This window comes from Arthrobacter sp. TmtSoilC77 (assembly GCF_059739415.1).
Window position 1 is genome coordinate 4,255,219 of record NZ_AP046050.1, and the last position, 23,858, is coordinate 4,279,076.

The following is a 23,858-nucleotide window of genomic DNA, read 5'->3' on the forward strand; positions in this document are numbered from 1 at the left end:
TTCATTTCTTCCACCCCGACCCCCGGCAATGAGGCCTTGGCCAGCCGGATGGAGACCCCATGAATACCACTGAAAATCTCCCGCTCGACGAACAGTTCGTCATCGGCGTGGACTACGGCACCCTGTCTGGCCGCGCCGTCGTCGTGCGCGTCTCGGACGGTTCCGAACTCGGCAGCGGCGTGTTCGAATACCCCCACGCCGTTGTGTCCGACCGGCTGCCCACGACCGGCCAGCGGCTGCCCGCCGACTGGGCGCTCCAGGTGCCCAATGACTACCGCGACGTCCTGCGCAACGCGGTACCGGCCGCCGTCGCCGATGCCGGGATCAACCCGGCCAACGTGGTGGGTATCGCTACAGACTTCACCGCCTGCACCATGGTCCCGACGACGGCGGACGGCACTCCGCTGAATGAACTGGAACGCTTCGCGGACCGACCCCACGCTTACGTCAAGCTGTGGCGTCACCACGCTGCGCAGCCGCAGGCCGACCGCATTAACAAGCTCGCCGAGGAACGCGGGGAGTCATGGCTTCCCCGGTATGGGGGCCTGATCTCCTCGGAATGGGAGTTCGCCAAGGGCTTGCAGCTGCTTGAGGAAGATCCCGAAGTCTACGGCGCCATGGACCACTGGGTTGAGGCGGCCGACTGGATCGTCTGGCAGTTGTGCGGCAGCTACGTGCGCAATGCCTGCACCGCTGGGTACAAGGGCATCTACCAGGACGGCAATTACCCGTCGGAGGATTTCCTCGCCGCCCTGAACCCGGACTTCAAGGGCTTCGTGTCGGAAAAGCTTGAGCACACCATCGGCCGGTTGGGCGACGCCGCCGGGTACCTCACGGAAGAGGCTGCGGCCTGGACCGGCCTGCCCGCGGGAATTGCCGTAGCCGTGGGCAACGTGGACGCCCACGTCACCGCACCCGCCGCCAACGCTGTCGAGCCGGGGCAGCTCGTAGCCATCATGGGCACCAGCACCTGCCACGTCATGAACGGTGACGTCCTGCGTGAAGTGCCGGGCATGTGCGGCGTTGTGGACGGTGGCATCGTGGACGGATTGTGGGGCTATGAAGCCGGACAGTCCGGAGTTGGAGACATCTTCGGCTGGTTCACCAAGAACGGCGTCCCCCCTCACTACCACCAAGCCGCGGCCGCCAAAGGCCTGGGCATCCACGAATACCTCACCGAACTCGCAGAGAAGCAGGCAATCGGCGAGCACGGCCTCATTGCCCTGGACTGGCACTCAGGCAACCGCTCCGTGCTGGTGGACCACGAACTCTCCGGCGTCGTAGTGGGCCAGACACTTGCTACGAAGCCAGAGGAAACCTACCGCGCGCTGCTGGAGGCCACGGCCTTCGGCACCCGGACCATTGTGGATGCATTCCGTGATTCCGGAGTACCGGTCAAGGAGTTCATCGTGGCTGGCGGACTCCTGAAGAACAAGTTCCTGATGCAGGTCTACGCAGACATCACCGGCCTCCAGCTCTCCACCATCGGCTCCGAGCAGGGACCCGCACTCGGCTCGGCAATCCACGCCGCTGTAGCCGCCGGGAAGTACAAGGACATCCGCGAAGCGGCAGCATCCATGGCAGCTGCCCCGGGCGCGGTCTACACGCCCATCCCTGAAAATGTGAGGGCCTACGAGGCACTTTTCCAGGAATACCGCACCCTGCACGACTACTTCGGCCGCGGCACCAACAGCGTCATGCACCGCCTGAAGGCAATTCAGCGCGCTGCCCACAGCGCCATCACAGAAGGGGTCAACGCATGAGCACGCTCCTGGAAACCATCGCGAGAGTCCGGCGCGAAGTCTGCGACCTCCACGCCGAGCTCACCCGCTACAAGCTGGTTGTCTGGACGGCGGGCAACGTCTCCGGCCGGATCCCTGGCTACGACCTCATGGTCATCAAACCCTCCGGTGTCTCCTATGACGAGCTGACGCCCGAGCAAATGGTGGTCACGGATCTGTATGGGACTCCCGTCAGGGGCATAAATATCGGAAGCGGCGGAACCGTTGATTGGGGCAACCCGGACCTCTCGCCGTCCTCTGACACTGCAGCGCATGCGTACGTCTACCGGCACATGCCCGAGGTCGGCGGCGTGGTGCACACCCACTCCACGTATGCCACGGCCTGGGCCGCCCGCGGCGAGGAGATCCCCTGCGTGCTGACCATGATGGGCGATGAATTCGGCGGCCCGATCCCGGTGGGCCCGTTCGCGCTGATCGGAGACGATTCGATCGGACAGGGAATCGTGGAGACCCTCAAGAACTCCCACTCCCCCGCAGTGCTCATGCAGAACCACGGACCCTTCACCATCGGCAAGGATGCCAGGTCCGCGGTGAAAGCAGCCGTGATGTGCGAGGAAGTGGCAAAGACGGTCCATGTCTCCCGGCAACTCGGCGAACCCCTCCCCATTGACCAGGCCAAGATCGACTCGCTCTACAACCGCTACCAAAACGTCTACGGCCGCTAAAGCGGACGTCCACCACACTTTCAGGAGCAATGAAAATGCCCAGCGCCAACAACACGTCCCTTGATCAGTACGAGGTCTGGTTCCTCACCGGAAGCCAGCACCTCTACGGCGAGGATGTCCTCAAGCAGGTCGCCTCGCAATCGCAGGAGATTGCCAACGCCCTCAACGATTCCTCGGACGTGCCGGTCAAACTCGTGTGGAAGCCCGTCCTCACTGATTCCGACGCCATCCGCCGCACTGCGCTGGAGGCAAACTCGAACGACTCCGTGATCGGCGTGACCGCCTGGATGCACACGTTCAGCCCTGCCAAGATGTGGATCCAGGGCCTGGACGCCCTGCGCAAACCGCTCCTGCACCTGCACACGCAGGCCAACCGGGACCTCCCCTGGGCGGACATCGACTTCGACTTCATGAACCTGAACCAGGCAGCCCACGGCGACCGCGAATTCGGGTACATCCAGTCCCGTCTCGGTGTGCCGCGGAAGACCGTCGTCGGGCATGTCAGCAATCCTGAGATCGCCCGCCAGGTGGGCGCGTGGCAGCGGGCTTCGGCCGGTTGGGCCGCCGTGCGGACGCTGAAGCTGACCCGCTTCGGCGACAACATGCGCAACGTCGCCGTCACCGAAGGCGACAAGACCGAAGCCGAGCTGCGCTTCGGCGTCTCGGTCAACACCTGGTCCGTCAACGAGCTCGCCGACGCCGTACACGGCGCCGCGGAGTCCGACGTCGATGCCCTGGTTGCGGAGTATGAGCGCCTTTACGAGGTGGTTCCGGAACTGCAGGCGGGCGGCGCCCGTCACGAGTCGCTGCGGTACAGCGCGAGGATCGAACTCGGTCTCCGCAGCTTCCTGGAGGCGAACGGCTCGGCCGCGTTTACGACGTCGTTCGAGGACCTGGGCGAACTCCGCCAGCTTCCCGGCATGGCAGTCCAGCGCCTCATGGCCGACGGCTACGGCTTTGGCGCCGAGGGCGACTGGAAGACTGCCATCCTGGTCCGCGCCGCCAAGGTCATGGGCGCGGGGCTGCCCGGCGGTGCCTCGCTCATGGAGGACTACACGTACCACCTTGAGCCCGGCTCGGAGAAGATCCTGGGCGCGCACATGCTTGAGGTTTGCCCGTCCCTGACCGCGGTGAAGCCGCGTGTGGAGATCCACCCGCTCGGCATCGGAGGCAAGGAAGATCCCGTCCGCATGGTCTTCGATACGGACGCCGGCCCCGGCATTGTGGTCGCACTGTCCGATATGCGCGATCGGTTCCGCTTGGTAGCCAACGTGGTGGACGTCGTCGATCTCGACCAGCCCCTGCCCAACCTCCCGGTGGCCCGCGCGCTCTGGGAGCCCAAGCCCAATTTCGCTACGTCGGCCGCAGCCTGGCTGACTGCCGGCGCCGCCCACCACACCGTGCTGTCCACGCAGGTGGGCCTGGACGTGTTCGAGGACTTCGCCGAAATCGCCAAGACTGAACTCCTGACCATCGACGAAGACACCACCATCAAGCAGTTCAAGAAGGAACTGAACTGGAACGCCGCCTACTACAAGCTGGCCGGCGGCCTGTGAGCACCGAGTTCACGCTGCAGTCCGGCGGCTACCGGGCTGTCATCACAGCCCGGGCCGCGGCACTGCGTTCTTTGCAGTTCCAGGGCCGCGACCTCGTGGTTCCCTTTGCGGCCGGCGAACCCATCCCGGATTACCGGGGAATCATCGCGGCGCCGTGGCCCAACCGCATTGCGGATGGCACCTACCGTTTCGATGGCAAGGTGCATCACCTGCCCGTCAACGAACCGGACCGGCGCACATCCTTGCACGGCCTCGCCTTCCCGCTGGATTGGGTACTGAAAGAGTCCGACGCCGGTTCACTCACCTTGACCTGCACCGTTGGGCCCACGCCGGGATATCCGTTCGTGCTGGAGCTTGACGCCCGGTACGTGCTGGACGACGCCGGGCTGCACACGCAGGTGACTGCCCGTAACGCAGGTGACACTCCAGCGCCCTACGGCGTGTGCCCGCACCCTTATCTTGTTGCCGGTTCCTCGCCGTTGGATCAATGGGTCCTCAATTTTTCTGCGGATAGCTTCCTTGAGGTCACCGCTGACAGGCTGCTGCCCGTTGGTGTTGTGGGAGTCGAGGGCCACGCTTTCGATTTCCGGACCCCGCGCGCCATTGGCACCACTGAGGTCGACCATGCCTTCACAGGAATAGCGTTCGACGCCGGCTTGGCGCGGCTTTCGCTGCGCGACCCGGCGGGCACCGGCGTCGGGATGTCCTGGGACGAAAGCTGCGCGTGGCTGCAGATTCATACGGCAGACAAGCCTATGCCGCTGCCCAACCGGCTCGGCCTGGCGGTGGAGCCCATGACGTGCCCGCCCGACGCCTTCAACAGCGGCACGGACCTGTTCCGTCTGGAACCCGGCGCGTCGCATAGCGCGTCCTGGACCATTTACGCCCTGTAACTACCCAACTGAGTCGCAGTAGTGCGCGTTATGAGCCTTCTAAACGCGCACTACTGCGACTTACTTGGGTGCGCCGCGCGCTAACTGTCGGCGCCGGCTGTGCTTTGGCGGACCACGAGCTCAGGCGTGAACACGACCGCCCGGTGCTTGGTGCCGCCGCTCTCCTGTTCCTCCGCAAGCAGCTCGATCGCCGTGCGGCCAAGCGCCTCGGTGGGCTGGCGGATGGAGGACAAAGGCACGACGGCGGAAATCGCGAAGTCGATGTCGTCGTACCCGATGAGGGCAATATCCTCGGGGATTTTCACAGTGCGCAACATGGTTAACGACTGCATGACGCCCAAGGCCAGAAGATCGTTGGAGCAGAAGACGGCTTCCGGCCTTTCGGCTGGCGCCCGCTCCACCAAACCATTGCCCACTTGGCGCCCGGCAAGGACGGTCTGCCCGGCGGAATCGAGGATCTCGATCGTTGCCCCGGCTACTTCTTCGACAGCACGCTGCGCACCGGTGAGCCGGTTGGCTACCTGACGGATGGATGGGCTTCCGACAAAAGCCAGACGACGGCGGCCCGTGTCCAGCAGGTGCCGGGCCGCAAGATATCCGCCCTCTACGTCATCCACGGAGACTGAGCTGCACCGGTCGGTGTCGGCGAGTTGGTCCACCAGGACAGTTGGCACGCCACGTTCGCGTAGCGTATCGATCCGGTCGCCAACATCCCCAACGGGCGAAATGAGCAGGCCCTGGACCCGCTGTTCCTGGAAAAGGTCCATGTAATGCGCTTCGCGGGAAGCATCCTGGCCGCTGTCCCCTACCAACACCACGCTGCCCAGAGCTGTGGCTGCGTCCTCGGCCGCTCGGGCCACGGAGGAGAAGAACGGGTTGCCCACATCCAGCACGATCAGCCCGATGGTGCGGCTCTGTCCTGCCCGCAGTTGACGGGCGGCGTCGTTGCGGACGAAACCGAGTTCGGCGATGGATTTGAGGACGCGCTCCTTGGTCCTTTGCGATACGCGGTCCGGATAATTCAGCACGTTGGAAACAGTTCCCACGGCTACTTGGGCGTGGGTGGCAACGTCTTTGATGCTCGCTGTTTGGGACATGCTTTCCAATCTCCGCTGGTTGTCATCGATTTGCAGGAAACGCCTTGACACCCCCGTTCTTGCGAGGGTAATTTGAATCGTAACAAATGAAACGATTCAAAGACGAGTGACCTGGAGAACCGCACATGAGGGTCTGTTTCCGATCTTCCGTCCAGCCGGAGCTGATGGACGAATACAAGCGCCGGCATGCAGCCGTTTGGCCGGAAATGCTGCACGCCCTCAAGCACGCGGGATGGAACAACTACTCCCTCTTCCTGGCTTCCGATGGCCAGTTGATCGGATACCTGGAATGCGATGACTACCAAGCCGTCCAAGCCCGCATGGCCGTAACGGACGTCAACGCCCGCTGGCAGGCCGAGATGGCCTCCCTGTTCGCGAACAGCGAGCTGCCTCCGGACCAGGGATTCGAAATCGTCGAAGAAGTTTTCAATCTTGAGGATCAGCTGGCCAAGGCCAGCACCGTCGCAACCCAGCAGAAGGAACAAGCATGAACACCACAGAGTCGGCACTTGGCCGCTTGGGAGAACTGGCCATTGAAGTGCCATCCTGGGCCTACGGAAATTCGGGCACCCGGTTCAAGGTCTTCGGCACCCCGGGAACCCCGCGCACCGTCCAGGAAAAGATCGCCGACGCCGCCAAGGTCCACGAGCTCACTGGCCTGGCCCCTACCGTGGCCTTGCACATTCCGTGGGACAAGGTAGATGACTACTCGGAGCTGCGCGAGTACGCCGCGGGCTTGGGTGTTGGACTGGGCACCATCAACTCCAACACTTTCCAGGATGACGAGTACAAATTCGGTTCCCTGACTTCGTCCAACGAGTCCGTGCGCCGCCGCGCGATCGACCACCACCTTGAGTGCATCCAGATCATGAACGCCACCGGATCCAAGGACCTGAAGATCTGGTTGGCCGATGGCACCAACTACCCCGGCCAGGACGATATGCGCGGCCGGCAGGACCGCCTCGCGGAAAGCCTCCAGGAGATCTACGCGGCCCTCGGCGACGAGCACCGCCTGGTCCTGGAATACAAGTTCTTTGAGCCCGCTTTCTACCACACCGATGTTCCGGACTGGGGCACCTCCTACGCCCAGACCCTGGCCCTCGGCGAGAAGGCGTTCGTCTGCCTGGACACCGGCCACCACGCCCCGGGAACCAACATCGAGTTCATCGTCATGCAGCTGCTGCGCCTGGGCAAGCTGGGTTCCTTCGACTTCAACTCCCGCTTCTACGCGGACGACGATCTCATTGTGGGCGCGGCTGATCCGTTCCAGCTGTTCCGCATCATGCACGAGGTCATCCGTGGTGGAGGCTTTGGGAAGGATTCCGGCGTCGCCCTGATGCTGGACCAGTGCCACAACCTGGAAGAGAAGATTCCGGGCCAGATCCGCTCGGTGCTGAACGTGCAGGAAATGACGGCCCGCGCCCTGCTCGTGGACACCGCAGCCTTGGCTGAAGCGCAGCGTGCCGGGGATGTCCTGGCCGCCAACGGCATTTTCAATGATGCCTTTTACACCGACGTCCGCCCGGTCCTGGCCGAGTGGCGTGAATCCCGCGGCCTGCCCGCCGACCCGATCGCTGCCTACAAGGCCAGCGGCTACCAAAAGAAGATCAACGAGGACCGCGCAGGCGGCCAGCAAGCCGGATGGGGCGCATAAGAGCATGACCACGAACAAGACTGTTGAAGACCTGATTTCCCGTTCCAACCGCCTCGGCGCGGACAAGCGGAACACCAACTTCGCCGGCGGCAACACCTCCGCCAAGGGCACCGAGAAGGACCCTGTTACTGGCCAGGACGTGGAGCTCCTCTGGGTCAAGGGCTCCGGCGGCGACCTCGGCACGCTGAAGGCAGAGAACCTTGCTGTACTCCGCCTGGACCGGCTGCAGGCACTCAAGGATGTTTACCCCGGCGTCGAGCGTGAAGACGAAATGGTGGCCGCGTTCGATTACTGCCTTCACGGCAAGGGCGGCGCTGCACCATCGATCGATACCGCCATGCACGGCCTGGTGGATGCCGCACACGTGGACCACCTGCACCCCGACTCGGGCATCGCAATCGCTACCGCCGTTGACGGCGAAGCACTGACCTCCAAGGTCTTCGGCGACAAGGTGGTGTGGGTTCCGTGGCGTCGCCCCGGATTCCAGCTTGGCTTGGACATCGCCGCGATCAAGGAAGCCAACCCGCAGGCCATCGGCACCATCCTGGGCGGCCACGGCATCACCGCTTGGGGCGCCACCAGCGAAGAGGCCGAGGCCAACTCTCTCTGGATCATTGACCAGGCAGAGAAATTCATCGCGGAGAACGGCAAGGCCGAGCCCTTCGGTGCCAAGATCCCGGGCTACGGCGCTCTCCCGGAAGCTGAGCGCAAAGCCAAGGCAGCCGCCCTCGCACCCGTGATCCGCGGCTTGGCCTCCACGGACAAGCCGCAGCTGGGGCACTTCAGCGATGACGCCGTCGTTCTTGAATTCCTCGAGTCCGCGGAACACCCGCGCCTCGGCGCGCTGGGCACCTCCTGCCCGGACCACTTCCTGCGCACCAAAGTCAAGCCGCTGGTCCTGGACCTGCCTGCCGATGCCCCTCTGGAACAAGCCGTCGACCGGCTTAAGGAGTTGCACGCGGACTACCGCGAGGATTACCAGGCGTACTACGACCGGCACGCCGACGCCGATTCACCAGCTTTGCGCGGCGCCGATCCGGCGATCGTGCTGGTCCCGGGCGTGGGCATGTTCTCCTTTGGCAAGGATAAGCAGACCGCCCGCGTGGCCGGCGAGTTCTATATCAACGCCATCAATGTGATGCGCGGCGCTGAGGCCATCTCCACCTATGCCCCGATCGAGGAATCCGAGAAATTCCGCATCGAGTACTGGGCACTGGAGGAAGCCAAGCTCGCCCGCATGCCAAAGCCCAAGTCCCACGCCACCCGCATCGCGCTGGTGACCGGTGCGGCGTCGGGCATCGGCAAGGCGATCGCCACCCGCTTGGCGTCCGACGGCGCGTGCGTCGTGATTGCCGACCTGAACCTTGAGAACGCGCAGAAGGTCGCCGAGGAACTGGGCGGATCCGACGTCGCGATCGGCGTCCAGGCTGACGTGACCGACGAAGCCCAGATCGCCGCCGCAATCCAGGACGCCGTGCTCGCGTTCGGCGGCCTGGACCTGGTGGTCAACAACGCCGGGCTGTCCATCTCCAAGCCGCTGCTGGAAACCACGGAGAAGGACTGGGACCTGCAGCACAACGTCATGGCCAAGGGCTCGTTCCTGGTGTCCAAGGCCGCGGCCAAGGTCATGATCGAGCAGGGCATGGGCGGGGATATCATCTACATCTCCTCCAAGAACTCCGTGTTCGCCGGCCCGAACAACATCGCCTACTCCGCCACGAAGGCAGACCAAGCCCACCAGGTCCGCCTGCTCGCTGCTGAACTTGGCGAGTTCGGCGTGCGCGTCAACGGCATCAACCCCGACGGCGTGGTCCGCGGCTCCGGCATTTTCGCTGGCGGCTGGGGCGCCAAGCGTGCAGCTGTCTATGGCGTGGACGAGCAGGAACTGGGCAAGTACTACGCCCAGCGCACGCTCCTCAAGCGCGAAGTCCTGCCGGAACACGTTGCCAACGCAGTCTCTGTGCTCACCAGCAACGAACTGTCCCACACCACCGGCCTGCACATCCCCGTGGACGCGGGCGTTGCTGCTGCCTTCCTGCGCTAAGGCCGTCATGAGCAACAGTTCAGCCGCAGACACCGCCCCGGCACGCGCCGGGGCGGTGTCCTCGCAGCACGCAAAGCACGTTTTCGCCGCCATCGACATCGGCGCCTCCTCCGGTCGCGTCATGCTGGGCCGCGTCTCGCCCACTTCGGGTGTGGCCCTGGAGACCATCCACCGCTTCCCCAACGGAGTTGTAGAGCTCGACGGCGGCCTCCGCTGGGATTTCGACGCCCTGTTCGCTGAGGTGCTCAAGGGGCTGGCCGCGGCCGCTGCGGTGGCGCAGGAAAACGGCGAGCGCATCGCCAGCATCGGCATCGACACGTGGGCCGTCGATTACGGCCTGGTGAACGAGGCCGGGGAACTCGTCTCTGTGCCTTACAGCTATCGAGACGAACGCAGCCGCGGCACCGTGCAACGAGTGCATTCGGTCATTGACCCTGCCAGGCTCTACGCCACAACAGGTTTGCAGTACCTGCAGTTCAACACGCTGTACCAGCTGGCGGCGGAACCAAAGCTGGACGGGCTGCAGGCACTGCTCATTCCGGACTTGATCGCCTTCCTGCTCACGGGAGAGCGTCGCACCGAGGCCACCAACGCTTCCACCACAGGCCTCTTTGACGCTGTTGCGGGAGAGTGGGCCACAGAGTTCCTGGACGCACTGGGCCTGCCCGGAGACATCTTCCCTCCGCTCATCCAGCCCGGCGAAACAGTGGGCACGCTGCTGCCGGCGATCCTGGAACGGACCGGACTGCCCGCGGACACCACTGTGGTTGCCGTGGGTTCGCATGACACCGCTTCGGCCGTCGCGGCTGTCCCGGCCCAAGCAGAGAACTTTGCTTACATCTCCTCCGGGACCTGGTCCCTGGTGGGCGTGGAGCTGGACGCTCCCGTGCTCAGCGAGGCAAGCCGCAAGGCCAACTTCACCAACGAACGCGGCGTGGACGGCACTATCCGGTATCTGCGGAATGTCGGCGGGCTCTGGCTGCTCAGCGAGTGCCAACGCTCGTGGGCGGCCCAAGGTTTCAGCCAATCGCTGACTTCGTTGCTCGACGCCGCGGCAGCACTCCCCGCCGGCGGCCCGCAGATCAACGCCGACGATCCCGTCTTCACCGCACCGGATAACATGCCGGATCGTATCCGCTCAGCCGTGCGTAACACTGGTGCGCTGCTCCCGGACCGGCCCGCCGCCGTCGTGCGTTGCATCATGGACAGCCTCGCGGCGGGTTATGCCCGTACGCTCGCGGACGCTGAACGGCTCGCGGGCCGGGGCGTGGACGTGGTGCACATTGTGGGCGGTGGTTCGCAGAACCGTCTTTTGTGCCAGCTCACGGCAGACGCGACAGCCAAACCCGTAGTCGCCGGTCCTGTCGAGGCTACTGCACTGGGCAACGTACTGGTTCAGGCGCGTGCGGCGGGCGTCGTGACCGGTGGGCTGGCTGAGCTGCGCGAACTCGTGGCAGCGGGAACCAACCTCGAACGCTACGAGCCGGCCCTGCAGACCAGCCGTTCCTGACCTGAGGCCGAACGTCTGGTACGTCACAGCGCCGGATGAGGGTGCCACGCTAAACTGATCGCATTATGATCCGCACAATGTTCAAGTCCAAGATCCACCGCGCAACGGTGACCCATGCCGATCTTCACTACGTCGGTTCGGTCACTGTCGACCTTGACCTCCTGGACGCGGCTGACATCCTTCCGGGCGAACTCGTCTCGATCGTTGACGTGACCAATGGCGCCCGGCTGGAGACCTACACCATCGCCGGCGAGCGCGGTTCCGGCGTCATCGGGATCAACGGAGCGGCTGCCCACCAAGTCCATGTGGGCGACCTCGTCATCCTCATCACGTATGCCGAGATGACGACGGAAGAAGCCCGCGCTTACGAGCCCCGGGTTGTCCATGTCGGCAAGGACAACAAGATCCTGCAGCTCGGCAACGACCCCGCGGAGGGCCACACACCCGGGCTCATGCGCCCGCCCCACGCGCTGAGCAACGCCGCCCACCTCAGCAACTGAACCGCCAAAGCTAAAGGCCCGACGTCGGCACTCAAGAAGTGAGTGTCGCGTCGGGCGCGTTTCGGGTCGGTTTAGCCGCTGACGGCGGCAGGGTCCTGACACTCGAGCGCGAGCGCCCCCGATACTTCCCGTGCGGCGTCGAGGCCGCTTTCGATGGCCCCATCGATGAAACCTCCCCAACCGTTGGCAAAGTCTGATCCCGCGAGACGGATTCTGCCCTCGGGTCGCTGAAGTTCCGCCAAGTACTGGGTGAGATAGCCCGTGTAGTGCATGGGCCAGGTGGACCTTGCGTGCTCATCGGCAACCCAGTCATGCCCGGTGACGTCGAGCACTTTCAGCCCCGGAACAATGCTGTCCAGGTGTCGTTGCGCGGCGGCGATGTCGTCCACATCCACGGCGCCGGCGTCGGGTCCGAAGCAGACGAGCGTGGTGCTGTCGTGGTCGATGTACTCCGCCTGGACAAAGTTCAGTGCACCTGCCTCAGGGCCAAGAGCGACGAACCGTTCCTGCCGGCCTTGGACCTTGACCCATAGTTTCGCGCCGCGGCCGGCCTGCCCCTTGGCCGCCGCCTCCCTTTTTCGGGGCGAAAGAGCAGGCCGGATTTCGAGGTCGTTCAGCACGCTGAGCGGGAGGGCGAGAATGAGCTGCCGGGCTGCGTATTGCTTGCCTCCTTTGGTCGTCACGACCACCCCGGCTTCGTCCTGCTCGATGGACGCCACATGTTGGTTCAGGCGCAACTGCGCTGTTGAATCGGCCAGGATCGCCTCAGCGAGACGACGTGTTCCGCCGTCGATCTTGAAGCTCGCGCATGCCTCGAACATGAGCTGCCAGTCACCGCTGGCCACGGCGCACCATCGGAGTGCCTGTGTGTAGGCGGCTTGATCGAGCCTGCCGTTAAAGTTCAATGTCCAGAATGATCTCAGGAGCTGGCGCTGGTCCTCGGGCAGTTCCAAGCGATCGATGGCTTCCGAGAGCGTGAGCCCGTCAATGTCCGCCACGTCCGGGTTGCCCAAAGGAGACCACGGCATGGGGAAGTAGCGCCGTGAGTCGGCCAGGAGCCGGCGATTTGGCGCGTCCAGCAATTCCAGCAAACTCACGGCGTCGCCCTCGTGTTGGTGGCCGCCCGCCGTCCAATAGGCCTTGGTGAATTCCGGACCGGGAACGGCCTTGATCCCGTAACGCCCCATCTCTGCCCAAACGTACGGCTGCGTCCAGTGCACCCAAGTGCCGCCGAGTTCCAGGTTTCGTCCAAGGCGCTCGTCGAGATGCGTCCGTCCAGCAATCCGGTCCCTCGCCTCCAGCAGGATAGTGGTGTGGCCGCCCTTGGACAGCTCGCGGGCGGCCGTGAGCCCGGCAAAGCCAGCCCCAATAATGATGACGTCGGAGGTTTCCACTTGGCTCCCCACTCAGCTGTAAACGAAGAATTCGATGGTCGGCTTGAGGACAGTCCAGCGGGTCATCGCCCCCTTGGAGAGGGAAGCCATGGAACCTTCCGTGAGCTCAAGACGCTCTCCTCCCTTAACCTCGATGAGCAGGTGGCCGGAAACGACATAAATGGTTTCATCCTGGTCAATCGGTAGGTCGAATGGTTCCGGTGCCTCCTCCGGGGTGACTTTCCAGATGCCTCCGCTCAACGACTCATTCCCGTTGTCGCCCGGGCGGCGAAGCCATTGGACGCTGCCGAGCGCAAAGGGTTCAAACGCTGTGGGGTCAATATGGGCATGGAAGATCCGGGACATGGTGTTGCTCCTGATTCGTAGGTTGTTCTGCGTTGTTGCGCGACTAGTGCTTGTGGGTGTCCTGCGGGTAACCCGTGGTGTTCAGGACGCTGAGCCGTGAGTTGAACGGCAGGATCACCGGTTCCGCGGCGGGATCATCCCAACCGAACATCCGGCCTATGGAGCGCTGTTCTCGAAGGTCAATCAGGAGTACGGCGTCAACCGTCATGACTTTTTCCGTCCAGAAGAAGAGATAAAGGTCCTCTGCAACGGCCCAGGTCATGCAACGGTCAGTATCAGCCAGTCCTGCTTCCCCTCCGCGCACGCAATGCCACGTGAAGGTTCCTTGGTTTAGATAGATGTGCTCGTAGGTTTCGACGTCGCTGTAACGGTAGAAGATGCGTTTTCCGATAAGTCCGGGGGAACGTTGGTGGATTGCGTCCGCGGGACCGTTGACGTTGGAGTGCACGAATTCGGTGGTGCAGCGGACTTTGCTATCCCGGGTAACGAATCCGGACACGGCGGTGGTGACGGCACCGATGTTCCTGTCGAAGACTATGGTGACGTTTTCGGCGTCGGATTTTTCTTCCTTGTGCTGTCCGCGGACGAAATCGATGATGAAGATGCCGGGACGGGCCTCGATGGCCTTGTAGGTGGCGCTCCCCCTTGAAGTGGGCTCGGACCATTCCAGGGTCGTGGCGTCCTGGAAGCGGTACTCGCTGACTTCAGAGTGGTTCGTCGCGAGCCGGAGGGTGGTGCCGGACAACGCGTCCGAGGCCGGCAGGGTCTGGTCCCCAAAGCCGTCGAGCATTGTTGATACCGGCGGCCATTCTTCTTCTGGAATGTAGTCCTGGAGTTCGGTTGTAATCACGTAAGTGGCCCTTTCCTGGGTTTCAGACGATTGAGATGTTCAGACGATTTCGGCGGCATAGTTGATGGTGGGCTTTTGCGTTCCACGAACCAGGCCGGCCACAAAGAAAAGCGGTATGCCAAGGAGGAGCCAGCGTGCTACGTCTCCCGCGCCTCCGAGCAGGACGTCATAGTTGTCCAAGGTCAGGTAGGCGACCACGATGAACGCCAGGAGGGATAGCGCTGGGGCGATGACGGTAACCCAGAGGTTGTCCCGAATCCGGTTTTTGGCGAAGTAGGCGAGGATGGCGGCGGAAGTCAGCAGCAGGATGGAGATGAAGCCCGCCGTTCCCAGGGCCACGAACCACGCGAAGACAGTGGCCAGGGGATCAGCACCGGCCAGCAGGAACGCACTGATCACGGCCAGGACAACCAGGGAGTTGACCAGACCCGCGAGGGATGGTGCCCCGGAATTCGAAACAGAGGACAGTTTGGCCGGGAGCGCGCCGGATCGACCGAGCGCAAACAGGTATCGGGAAAACATGTTGGATAGGCCAAGAAGCATCGCTATGAAGCTGGTGACAACCAGCACCTGCATGGCGACACTCAGCCAGGCACCGGCGCTGGCTTCGGCGAGGTCGAAGATCATGCCGGAGGGATTTTCCGTGGCCACCGCCTGGATGCCGTCGATCCCGATGGCACCTCCAATGGCCCACGTGGAAACAGCGTAGAAAACGCCAACAAAGGCGATGACAAGGTAGGCAGCCCGCGGGATGGTGCGCCGTGGATTCTTTGCCTCCTCGGCGAAGACTACGGTCGCCTCGAAGCTGGTGAAGCAGGCAAAGGCGAACAACAGGGAGATCCCAAGGCCCGGCCCAAAAATGTTCTCTCCCGTGAACCCTGCGAAGGTGAAGATTCCAAGCCCTTTCTGGGCTATCAGGGACCCGACCAGCACGGCAACCACCAGCGTTTCGCCGAGGATGAGCACTCCGAGCACCCTCAGGCTGGCGTCCACGCCTTTCATGGTCAGCCCAGTGGTGAGCGCCAGCACCGCGACAACCCAGAAGTAGACCGGCAACCCAATGCCAGTGAGGCTCTCCACCAGTTGCCCGGCAAAGACGCCGAACTGCGACCACAGGCCGATTTGGAGGCTGAGATAGGTGAGAATTGCGATTCCAGCGCCGCCTGTAGCCCACTTGGTGCCCAGCCCCTTGGCTATGTACGCAACGAAGCCTCCGGCATTGGTGATGTGTTGGCTCATTCTGAGGTAGCCCACTGAAAAGAGCGCTACCAACAGGGCCGCAATGACATAGATGACCGGGGTTGCCGGCCCGCTGGCAGAGAAGATCACGGGACTGGCTCCGACCACGGCTGCCATCGGCGCTGCCGCCGCAATGGCGAAGAAGGCGACGGCTACGACGCCAAGCTTGTCCGCCCTGAGCCGGACGGGGCCCGCGGCTGGAGCGGAATGTTTGACGCCGTCTACGGCGGCGATCTGGCTGGGTTTGTTCATGAGGCTGTTCTTTCCTAGTGCATTGGCGCCATCGCCACTGCGGAGGGATAGGGAGCCCTGCGGCTGGGGACGAATGCCCGGGCGGCGAGGCTGAAGCTGCTCTTGGTGCGGGAGGTGACTCCCGCCACACTCAGAACTATACGTTTGTATAGTTCTGAGTGTCAATGGGTTCCCCTCACTGATTTCCACACCGCTAAACTCGCTGTATGAGTCAGGAAGCACGCAAGTTGCCCTACGGAGACGGCAGGGACGCCTTGCTTTCTGCCGTCGTGGACGTTGTTGGGGAGAAAGGCCTGCGCGGCGTTACCTACCGATCAGTTGCTGCCCGCGCCGGCGTCAACCACGCCTTGGTCACCCACCACTTCGGCTCCATTGAGGGACTCCTCGCCGCCACCATGGAGTGGTCAGTTCAACGGTCCATCGAGGAAACCGGGCTGGCAGGGATCGCGGACTTTGATGAGGCTTTTGCCGACTCACTCATAGCCACGGTCTCCGCGGAACCGGAGCTGCAGCTGTTCCAGTTCGAAATGATCCTTGAGTCCAGGCGCAATCCACAGATTCGCGCCATGGTTGAACGGCTGTACGCGAATTATGTGGGCACGGTGGAAGAAGCACTGAGCCAACGGGGGCTCGATACCAGCGGCGAAGCGTCGCTTGCCATCTTCGCCGCCCTGGACGGCCTCATGCTTCAATTCCTCACCATCAGCGATGCCACCAAAATCCGCTCGGCTGTTACCCAGGTCGGTCGGCTGATATCCGCACTCGAGGCCACGAACGGGCCGGCGGCCAGCAAATAGCGCGCGACGTCGGCGCTCAGGTGAGTGCCGACGTCGCGCGTTGAGTGTCCGTATGACGGAACTCTCGCCAGAAAACGCTTACTCACCGCGGAGATGTGGCTAGGCTGTTGTTCGTGACCCAACGCTTCCCCGCCCGCACGCCCTCATGATCGGCGTCCTGTCCGGGTTCTTCGTGGTGTGGGCCATCATCCTGGTGGGCATGTTCGTCGGGCGGCGCGGGATCCTGGGGGAGAATGCCCGCTCCGTGTTGAGCTCGTTGACGTTCTTCGTCGCAAGCCCGGCCCTGCTGTTTGAAACCCTGAGCAAGGCGAAGCTGCACGAGGTGTTTGCCGCTCCCCTGCTGGTCACCGCGGTGGGGGCCATCATCACGGGGCTGCTGTTTTTCCTGATCGTAAAGTTCTGGCTGAAGCGCTCTATGCCCGAGGCCCTGATGTCGTCTATGAGTTCTTCTTTGGCGAACTCCGCGAACCTTGGCATCCCCATTGCGGTGTTTGTCCTGGGTGATGCGAGCTACGTTGCGCCGCTGCTGATCTTCCAGCTCGCGTTCTTCACTCCCCTGTACTTGATGGCCCTGGACGCGAGCACGAGTTCCCACCGCACCACTCCCCTGCGTTTCCTGCTCATGATCGTGAAAAACCCGATGATCGTGGGCTCGGGGCTTGGGCTTCTGGTGGCAGGAACGGGTTTCCAGGTACCGACGCTCATTCTGGAGCCGATCCACCTGATTGGGGGCGCCGCGATTCCGGCCATGTTGATGGCGTTTGGCATGAGCCTGAATGGGTCAAGGCCCTTGCAGAAGGATGCCGGCCGCCGCCTGGACACTTTGCTGGCCAGCGGGTTCAAGCTGTTCGTGCACCCTTTAATCGCTTACGTTTTTGCCCGTTTTGCCTTGGGGATGGACGGCCACGCGCTGTTCGCCGTGGTGGTGACGGCAGCACTCCCTACGGCCCAGAACGTGTTCGTCGCCGCCACCCGCTACCGTGCGGGCGTCACCGTTGCTAAGGACACCGTGCTCATCACGACAATCGTCGCCGTGCCCGCGATGATCGCCGTGGCCTTGCTGCTCACCTGATTGCCCCGCCTCCCCAACTAGGTCGCAATTGAGCGCGTTTTGGGCGCTCAAAACGCGCTCAACTGCGACTCAGTTGGGCTACTCCACGTCTGCGCTGGCCAGGTAATGGTCCAGGAGCTGTGCACACCGGATGAAGCCCAGGTGCGAGTACGCCTGCGGGTGGTTCCCCAGGTGCGTTTCCGAGGCAGGATCGTACTCCTCCGGCAGCAGGCCAGTAGGACCGAACAAAGCCACCAGCTGGTTGAACAGCTCCAGGGCATCGTCCAAGCGGCCAACAGCAAGGTACGCCTCGATCAGCCAGGTAGTACAGATGTGGAAGCCGCCCTCCAAACCCGGCAGGCCGTCGTCGTACCTGTACCTAAAGACGGTGGGACCCACCCGCAATTCGCGCTCAACAGCCGTTACGGTATCCAGGAACCGCTGGTCCTGGACATCCAGCAGGCCGGACAAGCCGATATGCAGCACTGCGGCATCCAGGTCGGGGCTATCGTATGCGACGGTGTAGGACCGCGCGGACTCGTCCCAGCCCTTCCGCAGGACTTCCTTCCGGATCCTGGCGGCTGTCGGCGCCCAGTCCTCGTGTGGCACACGACCATGCAAAGCAGCAGCCCGCAAGGCCCTGTCCAGCGTCACCCAGCACATGACCTTGGTGTAAACGTGGTGCCGTGGCGGTCGGCGCGCTTCCCAGATTCCGTGATCCGGCTCGTGCCAGCGGGCAATGACGGCGTGGGCCATCTGCTCCATCAGGAACCAATGCTCATCCGGCAGGTACCCGCGCCGCTCGCCAAGATCATGAATCAGCTCGGCAATCGGCCCGAAGACGTCCAGCTGCACCTGGTGGTCGGCAGCATTCCCGATCCTCACCGGACGCGAACCGGCGTAGCCTGGAAGGCTCTCGACGATCGCTTCCGTGGACAGCGGGGCACCGGTCACCGAGTACAGCGGGTGGAGCCACTCCGGCCCGGGCGCAGTTTCCAGGATGCGGCCAAGCCAACGAAGGAACCCGTCGGCCTCCTCTGTGGAGCCCAAGCTCACCAAGGAATTTACGGTCATGGACCCGTCGCGAAGCCAGCAATACCGGTAGTCCCAGTTGCGCGTCCCGCCAATTCCCTCCGGCAAGGAGGTAGTTGGCGCCGCAAGGACAGCACCCGTGGGCTCATGCACCAGCGACCTCAGAACCAGCGCCGAGCGCCGCACCAGCGCGGTCTTGATGGTGGGCAGCTGCAGCGTCCTGACCCACTCCCGGGCGGACTGCCCGACGGCGGCACGCCGCGCCGGCTCTCCAACCGGGTCCGCGGGTGGCGGCTCTGTGTCTCCGCAGCGCAGGTTCAGCACAACGGGACCATATTGCAGCGGCACTTCCGCGGTGGCAGTGGCGTACCTGCCGTCGCTGGTGATCTGGAAGGCAACCCCCGGCGCCGAGAGGATGATGGGATCCGAGGTGCCCATGATGTGGACTTCCTCGCCACGGATCTCCATGCTGAACGGGGCGGTGGCATAGTCCGGCCGGGGCGCGAAGACTATCCGGGCCGTGCCCGTGCCGGACAGAACACGGACCAGGCTGGTGATGCCTTCAGGCGCGGGCTCAAGATAGTCCGTCACCGTGACGTCGGCCCAACGGGTCTCCACGATCATGGTGTTGTCCACATAGCGCTGGGCGAGTACCTGCGAAGGTTTGACTGGCTCGATGCTGAAGTGGCCTGCCGGCTCTCCGCCCAGGATATGGGCAAACAGGGACCCGGAATCCGGCAGGGGGTGGGTCATCCAGCAAACCTTGGCGTCAGGGGTGAGCAACGCCGTCGACGTGCCATTCCCGATCATCGAATGCCGCTCGAGCCCCACGGCGTCCTCGCCGAACAGCCACGCCCGCCGCAGTTCAAACAACAAAGCCAACACACGTGCAAAGGCTTCCGGGTCCGGAATGGTGTGTGCCGCCGTCGTACTCCCGGGCCCGACGTGAAGGCCGAGGTCAGGGCCGCGCAAAGTGGCGAGCGCCTTTTCGTCGCTTTCGGCGTCGCCCGCGTAAAGTGCAGCGCTCACACCCAGGCGCGAGCGAAGCTGCTCCAGGGCCTGGCCCTTGGCCGGTTCCTCAACGGTAAGGTCCAGTACGGAGCCGTCGATGATGAAGTAGAGCCCGTACTCAATGGCAATCTGCTGGGAACGGAAGATGACGCGTTCCACCACTTCCGGCGTCGCGGGCCGGGTGTGGACAGCAACGCCCACCGGCTTGCGGACGATGCTGATGCCCTTCTCGAAGGCGACCGCTTCAGTCAATGCCGTGGCCACCTGCTGGAGCAGGGTTTCCGTGGCCAAGGACAGGGTGTACGCATAGCCCATGTCGAACTCCACGCCGTGGGAGCCCACCAAATGAACCTCTGCCGGCAACCTGGACACCGCAGCAAGGTCGCGCAATGACCGGCCGGAAATGATGGCCGTATGCGTATTGGGAAGTGCTGCGAGGGCACGGAGAGCCACAGCGGCACTGTCCAGGGGCAGGGTCTCGGTGGAGGTCCCTTCAGCTGAACAAAGAGTGCCGCCATAGTTGCACGCCACCAGCAGGCCCGGGACACGCGCAATGGCCCTAAGCTCCGCCATCAACTGCGGCGTGATGCCCTGCTGCGCGTCCGTCCGGAGCAAGGTGCGGAGCAGGCCAAGCGGCAGCGAGTTCATCAGCAGCGCGGAGTCTGCGGCTGACTGGTTTAAGGGCGTAGGCATAGCGGATCCTTCCACTGCAGATAGCTATAGTCTCCGCCTGTGGAGTTTCCGCGTCATGCCTGAATCATTGCAAATGCGTAAAGCTTTCGAATTTATTTTCGACGCCCGCCCTTACGCGCTGACAAGCCCCGCAACCTCGGCAACCAGTTCCACCGACCGCAGGCGTTCCTGCGTGCCAATGCTCTGGTGGGCAACGATGAGTTCGTCCGCATCGGCGTGCTTCGCGAACTCGTCAAGGTAGTCGCGCACAACGTCCGGCGTGCCGACTGCGGAGTACTTCATCATTTGGGAAATGTGCTGGCCTTGCGGGGAATCCAGAACCATATCCGCTTCGTCATCCGTGAACTGCCGGCCGCCGCCAAAGAACAACGAGACACGGGCACGCTTCACGGCGAGGTGGATCGCCTGGGCCTCGGCATTGCTGTCCGCTGCAGTGACGTTAAGCCCTGCGATCACGTGCGGTTCGGACAACTGTTCCGAGGGCTTGAAGTCCCTGCGGTAAATGGCCACGGCATCCTGCAAGGCGGCGGGCGCGAAGTGCGAAGCGAAGGCGTAGGGCAGCCCAAGCTGCGCAGCCAGCTGTGCTCCAAAGAGCGAGGAACCCAGGATGTACAGCGGCACGTTGGTGCCCTTGCCCGGCGTCGCTTCGACTCCCTGGATGCGGGTGGGTCCGGTGAGGTAGCCCTGCAGTTCCAGGACATCCTGCGGGAAAGCATCCGAGGACGTATGGTCGCGGCGAAGCGCACGCATGGTGTTTTGGTCACTACCCGGGGCGCGGCCAAGGCCCAGATCGATGCGTCCCGGGTGCAGCGTCTCCAAGGTGCCGAACTGCTCGGCAATGGTCAGAGGCGAGTGGTTCGGAAGCATGACGCCACCTGCACCAAGCCGGATGGTGTTGGTGTGGGCTGCGACGTGAGCGATCAGCACGCTCGTAGCCGAGGAAGCGATGGCTGACATGTTGTGGTGCTCGGCGTACCAGACCCGGCGGTAGCCCAGCTCTTCGGCCTTCTGCGCCATGGCCACGCTGCCGGCGAGGCTTTCCGCCACGGTCTGGCCCTTTCCGATGGTTGCCAGGTCCAGGATGGAAAGAGGAACAGTCACGGGGATGCCTTTCGGTACGTTTCGCGGCACCCGCACTGTTGGTTGGCGGGCACTCTAGCGACAACGACGGCGGTCCCCGGCTTATTTCTGTGAGTTGCGTCGCGCAGGGGCTTCTTCCGGTTTCCCCGGAAGCGTTTGTGACCTCGTTCGACTCCCGATTAACCGCAATTACCCCCTGTATCCCAGCGTTTCAGACTGCTTTGACCGCGTTCCCGCCCTGCTGGATAGTTGCAGCCACAAGTACGCATCTGACGTCCCAGTGAGGGATAAATAAGGGGAAACCATGGCACGTTTTGCAGCCAAGACCGGCCTGGCCGCGGCGCTGGCCGCTACGGCTCTACTGGGGCTCGCCGCCTGCTCGGATCCGGGCGCGACGGCGGCGACAGCACCGTCGTCGGGCTCTTCTTCAAGCGCCGCCGCCAAAGACTTCAACCTGTCACCCGAACAGGACCGCATCAAGGTGACCGTTGACTCCGCAGCCGCGGCCCTGGTTCCGGAGGCCATCAAGGCCGATGGCAAACTGACGGTGGCCTCAACCGGTGGAACCCCGCCGCTGAGCCTGTTCGCTACGGACAACAAGACGCTGATCGGCAGCGAGGTTGACCTCGCGTACGCCATCGGCGAGAGCCTTGGCCTGCAGGTTGAAGTGCTGCCGGTGGCATGGGCCGACTGGCCCCTCGGCGTCGAGTCGGGCAAGTATGAGGCCGTCCTCTCCAACGTCACGGTCACCGAAGCACGCAAGGAAAAGTTCGATTTCGCGACCTACCGCAATGACCTCCTGGGTTTCTATGCCAAAGCCGATTCGGATATTTCAGAGGTCAAGGAAGCCAAGGACGTCGCCGGCAAGCGCGTGATCGTCGGTTCAGGCACCAACCAGGAAGCCATCCTGGTGCGCTGGGACGAGGAGAACAAGAAGAACGGCTTGAAGCCGGTTGAGTTCCAGTATTACGACGACGACTCCGCCTCCCAGCTCGCCCTCCAGTCGGGCCGCGCGGACCTGACGTTCGGGCCCAACGCCTCCGCAGCCTATAAGGCAGCGAAAGATGGCAAGACCAAGGAAGTGGGCACGCTCAACGGCGGCTGGCCACTGAAGGCTGAGATTGCGTTCACCACCAAGAAGGACAACGGCCTTGCTGCTGCTGCGCAGGCTGCCATCAACCACCTCATCAAGGACGGCAGCTACGCCAAGATCCTGGACCGTTGGGGCCTGTCCTCCGAGGCCATCCCTGCGTCCGAACTGAACCCGGCAGGCCTGCCCAAAAAGTAGGAACCGCTGTGGCAGGGCAGACCTGCCGACGTCGAATCCCCGCCGGACACCAACCGGCGGGGATTCTTGCGCCGGACGCCCTGAACGGTCCTAGAAGTGCGCGGGATCCGTATTGGCGCCGCAGAGAATGACGGCGACAGTCTCGCCGTCCTTGGGAACGTAGGCTCCTGAGAGCAGCGCCGCGTAGGCTGCCGCCGCTCCATGTTCCACCACCATTCGGTACTCCTCCCACAGCTTGCGGCGGGCCTGGACAATGTCTTCGTCGCTGACCAGCACGCTCTGCACGCCCGTGCGACGGGCAACGCCGAATCCGATCTCGCCAATTCGCCGTGCGCCCAGGGAGTCCGCGGCGATCCCGGAGACCGCCACATCCACAGGCTCTCCCTTGGCCAAGGCGGTGTGCAGCGTGGGAACCGTCTCAGGCTCGACGCCCACCACATGGGCCCGGCCCTCAACCGCCGCGGCAATGCCGCCCATCAACCCACCGCCACCTACGGCAACCAGGATGGTATCGACGTCGGGCAGTTCGTCCAGCAGTTCCAGGCCAACGCCACCTGCGCCGGCCACGATCTCGGGCTGGTCATAGGCATGGCAATAGATCGCCCCGGATTCCTCGGCGAACTTCACGGCTGCAGCGTAGGCCTCGGCGTACTCAGAACCTCCTTGGACTACCCGGGCCCCGCTGGCGAACAACTTGTGGACCTTGGCAGCGGGCGCGGCCTCGGGGACGAACACGGTGGCAGGAACTCCGAGCTTGGACGCAGCGTAGGCGTTGGCCAGGCCCGCATTGCCGCCGGACGCCACCACAATGCCAACCTCCGGGTTCAGTTCGCCGTTCTCCCCCGCCGTGAGCAAGCGGTTGAACGCGCCCCGGGCCTTGAACGTTCCCGTGTGCTGCATGTACTCGCACTTGAACCACAGGTGATACGGCTCCTGGTTGCCGCTCTCAACCACCGGTGTGTGCCGTACCCAGCCTGCCGTCCGTGAGTATGCTGCTTCTACTTCTTCACGTGTGACCATCGTGTGCTGCACCTTTCGTCCGTCTCATCCTATGGTCCGGGCGGATCATCCTATGGTCCAGGCGGACGCCTGCCCTGCGACCCCC

Annotated in this window: 20 protein-coding genes; 12 read left to right on the plus strand and 8 right to left on the minus strand. The window is 63.5% G+C overall.

All coding sequences use genetic code 11. From position 1 onward, the window contains the following. The first annotated feature begins 59 nt into the window (after positions 1–59). From araB to AC6I99_RS19690, 4 genes are read left to right on the plus strand one after another with little or no spacing between them, the layout of a single operon-like run. A complete protein-coding gene (araB, locus tag AC6I99_RS19675; protein ID WP_497961601.1) occupies positions 60–1,763 on the plus strand; it encodes a ribulokinase in 1,704 nt (567 codons plus the stop codon). After that, positions 1,760–2,467, plus strand: a complete 708-nt coding sequence (locus tag AC6I99_RS19680; RefSeq protein ID WP_309928617.1) for an L-ribulose-5-phosphate 4-epimerase — start codon at positions 1,760–1,762, stop codon at positions 2,465–2,467. The genes araB and AC6I99_RS19680 overlap by 4 nt, the downstream gene beginning before the upstream one ends. 35 nt (positions 2,468–2,502) lie before the next feature. Continuing rightward, the gene (gene araA, locus AC6I99_RS19685; protein WP_497962009.1) at positions 2,503–4,023 is read left to right on the plus strand and encodes an L-arabinose isomerase; all 1,521 of its coding nucleotides are present in this window, start codon (positions 2,503–2,505) and stop codon (positions 4,021–4,023) included. Next, positions 4,020–4,916, plus strand: a complete 897-nt coding sequence (locus AC6I99_RS19690) for an aldose 1-epimerase family protein (protein WP_497961603.1) — start codon at positions 4,020–4,022, stop codon at positions 4,914–4,916. Before araA ends, AC6I99_RS19690 begins: the two co-directional genes overlap by 4 nt. An 80-nt stretch (positions 4,917–4,996) precedes the next feature. On the opposite strand, the gene AC6I99_RS19695 is transcribed toward AC6I99_RS19690, so the two are convergent. Further along, a complete protein-coding gene (locus tag AC6I99_RS19695; RefSeq protein WP_309928619.1) occupies positions 4,997–6,013 on the minus strand; it encodes a LacI family DNA-binding transcriptional regulator in 1,017 nt (338 codons plus the stop codon). Positions 6,014–6,138: 125 nt separating this feature from the next. On the opposite strand from AC6I99_RS19695, the gene AC6I99_RS19700 reads away from it, so the two are divergent. The 5 genes from AC6I99_RS19700 to panD all read left to right on the plus strand — a co-directional run bounded on the left by AC6I99_RS19700 (position 6,139) and on the right by panD (position 11,721). Further along, positions 6,139–6,504 carry an L-rhamnose mutarotase gene (locus AC6I99_RS19700; protein WP_224165565.1) on the plus strand — a complete coding sequence of 122 codons (366 nt, stop codon included), beginning with the start codon at positions 6,139–6,141 and terminating at the stop codon, positions 6,502–6,504. Then, complete coding sequence (gene rhaI / locus AC6I99_RS19705; protein ID WP_497961605.1) at positions 6,501–7,667, plus strand: L-rhamnose isomerase; 1,167 nt, start codon at positions 6,501–6,503, stop codon at positions 7,665–7,667. Before AC6I99_RS19700 ends, rhaI begins: the two co-directional genes overlap by 4 nt. Positions 7,668–7,671: 4 nt before the next feature. Then, positions 7,672–9,711: a bifunctional aldolase/short-chain dehydrogenase gene (locus AC6I99_RS19710; protein WP_497961606.1), complete on the plus strand. Its 2,040-nt coding sequence runs from the start codon at positions 7,672–7,674 to the stop codon at positions 9,709–9,711. 7 nt (positions 9,712–9,718) lie between these two features. Continuing rightward, on the plus strand, positions 9,719–11,221 hold the full coding sequence (locus AC6I99_RS19715; protein ID WP_224089389.1) for a rhamnulokinase: 1,503 nt from the start codon (positions 9,719–9,721) through the stop codon (positions 11,219–11,221). 65 nt (positions 11,222–11,286) lie between these two features. Next, positions 11,287–11,721 carry an aspartate 1-decarboxylase gene (gene panD / locus AC6I99_RS19720; protein WP_224165570.1) on the plus strand — a complete coding sequence of 145 codons (435 nt, stop codon included), beginning with the start codon at positions 11,287–11,289 and terminating at the stop codon, positions 11,719–11,721. Positions 11,722–11,792: 71 nt separating this feature from the next. Here the strand turns inward: panD and AC6I99_RS19725 are convergent, their stop codons facing one another. Genes AC6I99_RS19725 through AC6I99_RS19740 form a run of 4 tightly spaced genes read right to left on the minus strand, consistent with a single transcriptional unit; the run spans position 11,793 to position 15,801 of the window. After that, entirely contained in the window at positions 11,793–13,115 is a 1,323-nt protein-coding gene (locus AC6I99_RS19725; RefSeq protein WP_497961607.1) for a flavin monoamine oxidase family protein, read from the minus strand. Positions 13,116–13,127: 12 nt separating this feature from the next. Continuing rightward, a complete protein-coding gene (locus tag AC6I99_RS19730) occupies positions 13,128–13,460 on the minus strand; it encodes a cupin domain-containing protein (RefSeq protein ID WP_497944228.1) in 333 nt (110 codons plus the stop codon). Between the two features lie 43 nt (positions 13,461–13,503). Continuing rightward, a complete protein-coding gene (locus AC6I99_RS19735) occupies positions 13,504–14,310 on the minus strand; it encodes a MoaF C-terminal domain-containing protein (protein WP_224089403.1) in 807 nt (268 codons plus the stop codon). Between the two features lie 39 nt (positions 14,311–14,349). Continuing rightward, on the minus strand, positions 14,350–15,801 hold the full coding sequence (locus AC6I99_RS19740; RefSeq protein WP_224089406.1) for an APC family permease: 1,452 nt from the start codon (positions 15,799–15,801) through the stop codon (positions 14,350–14,352). Between the two features lie 206 nt (positions 15,802–16,007). Between AC6I99_RS19740 and AC6I99_RS19745 the strand changes: the two genes are divergently transcribed. Both AC6I99_RS19745 and AC6I99_RS19750 read left to right on the plus strand, forming a co-directional pair. After that, positions 16,008–16,598: a TetR/AcrR family transcriptional regulator gene (locus AC6I99_RS19745; protein WP_224165575.1), complete on the plus strand. Its 591-nt coding sequence runs from the start codon at positions 16,008–16,010 to the stop codon at positions 16,596–16,598. 145 nt (positions 16,599–16,743) lie between these two features. Beyond that, positions 16,744–17,670, plus strand: a complete 927-nt coding sequence (locus tag AC6I99_RS19750; protein WP_497944227.1) for an AEC family transporter — start codon at positions 16,744–16,746, stop codon at positions 17,668–17,670. Positions 17,671–17,748: 78 nt separating this feature from the next. On the opposite strand, the gene AC6I99_RS19755 is transcribed toward AC6I99_RS19750, so the two are convergent. Both AC6I99_RS19755 and AC6I99_RS19760 read right to left on the minus strand, forming a co-directional pair. Beyond that, positions 17,749–20,385 carry a trehalase-like domain-containing protein gene (locus AC6I99_RS19755; protein WP_497944226.1) on the minus strand — a complete coding sequence of 879 codons (2,637 nt, stop codon included), beginning with the start codon at positions 20,383–20,385 and terminating at the stop codon, positions 17,749–17,751. 111 nt (positions 20,386–20,496) lie between these two features. Continuing rightward, positions 20,497–21,486 (minus strand): LLM class flavin-dependent oxidoreductase, encoded by a 990-nt coding sequence (locus tag AC6I99_RS19760; protein ID WP_497944225.1) that lies wholly within the window; start codon positions 21,484–21,486, stop codon positions 20,497–20,499. Positions 21,487–21,769: 283 nt separating this feature from the next. Between AC6I99_RS19760 and AC6I99_RS19765 the strand changes: the two genes are divergently transcribed. Further along, the gene (locus AC6I99_RS19765; RefSeq protein WP_497944224.1) at positions 21,770–22,753 is read left to right on the plus strand and encodes an ABC transporter substrate-binding protein; all 984 of its coding nucleotides are present in this window, start codon (positions 21,770–21,772) and stop codon (positions 22,751–22,753) included. Positions 22,754–22,843: 90 nt separating this feature from the next. Here the strand turns inward: AC6I99_RS19765 and AC6I99_RS19770 are convergent, their stop codons facing one another. Then, positions 22,844–23,773 (minus strand): threonine/serine dehydratase, encoded by a 930-nt coding sequence (locus tag AC6I99_RS19770; RefSeq protein WP_309928639.1) that lies wholly within the window; start codon positions 23,771–23,773, stop codon positions 22,844–22,846. Positions 23,774–23,858 lie beyond the last annotated feature (85 nt).

Coding starts and splice junctions, on each gene's coding strand:
- araB (WP_497961601.1), top strand. CDS start 60: ATGAATACCACTGAAAATCTCCCGCTCGACGAACAGTTCGTCATCGGC.
- AC6I99_RS19680 (WP_309928617.1), top strand. CDS start 1,760: ATGAGCACGCTCCTGGAAACCATCGCGAGAGTCCGGCGCGAAGTCTGC.
- araA (WP_497962009.1), top strand. CDS start 2,503: ATGCCCAGCGCCAACAACACGTCCCTTGATCAGTACGAGGTCTGGTTC.
- AC6I99_RS19695 (WP_309928619.1), bottom strand. CDS start 6,013: ATGTCCCAAACAGCGAGCATCAAAGACGTTGCCACCCACGCCCAAGTA.
- AC6I99_RS19700 (WP_224165565.1), top strand. CDS start 6,139: ATGAGGGTCTGTTTCCGATCTTCCGTCCAGCCGGAGCTGATGGACGAA.
- rhaI (WP_497961605.1), top strand. CDS start 6,501: ATGAACACCACAGAGTCGGCACTTGGCCGCTTGGGAGAACTGGCCATT.
- AC6I99_RS19710 (WP_497961606.1), top strand. CDS start 7,672: ATGACCACGAACAAGACTGTTGAAGACCTGATTTCCCGTTCCAACCGC.
- AC6I99_RS19715 (WP_224089389.1), top strand. CDS start 9,719: ATGAGCAACAGTTCAGCCGCAGACACCGCCCCGGCACGCGCCGGGGCG.
- panD (WP_224165570.1), top strand. CDS start 11,287: ATGATCCGCACAATGTTCAAGTCCAAGATCCACCGCGCAACGGTGACC.
- AC6I99_RS19730 (WP_497944228.1), bottom strand. CDS start 13,460: ATGTCCCGGATCTTCCATGCCCATATTGACCCCACAGCGTTTGAACCC.
- AC6I99_RS19740 (WP_224089406.1), bottom strand. CDS start 15,801: ATGAACAAACCCAGCCAGATCGCCGCCGTAGACGGCGTCAAACATTCC.
- AC6I99_RS19745 (WP_224165575.1), top strand. CDS start 16,008: ATGAGTCAGGAAGCACGCAAGTTGCCCTACGGAGACGGCAGGGACGCC.
- AC6I99_RS19750 (WP_497944227.1), top strand. CDS start 16,744: ATGATCGGCGTCCTGTCCGGGTTCTTCGTGGTGTGGGCCATCATCCTG.
- AC6I99_RS19755 (WP_497944226.1), bottom strand. CDS start 20,385: ATGCCTACGCCCTTAAACCAGTCAGCCGCAGACTCCGCGCTGCTGATG.
- AC6I99_RS19765 (WP_497944224.1), top strand. CDS start 21,770: ATGGCACGTTTTGCAGCCAAGACCGGCCTGGCCGCGGCGCTGGCCGCT.
- AC6I99_RS19770 (WP_309928639.1), bottom strand. CDS start 23,773: ATGGTCACACGTGAAGAAGTAGAAGCAGCATACTCACGGACGGCAGGC.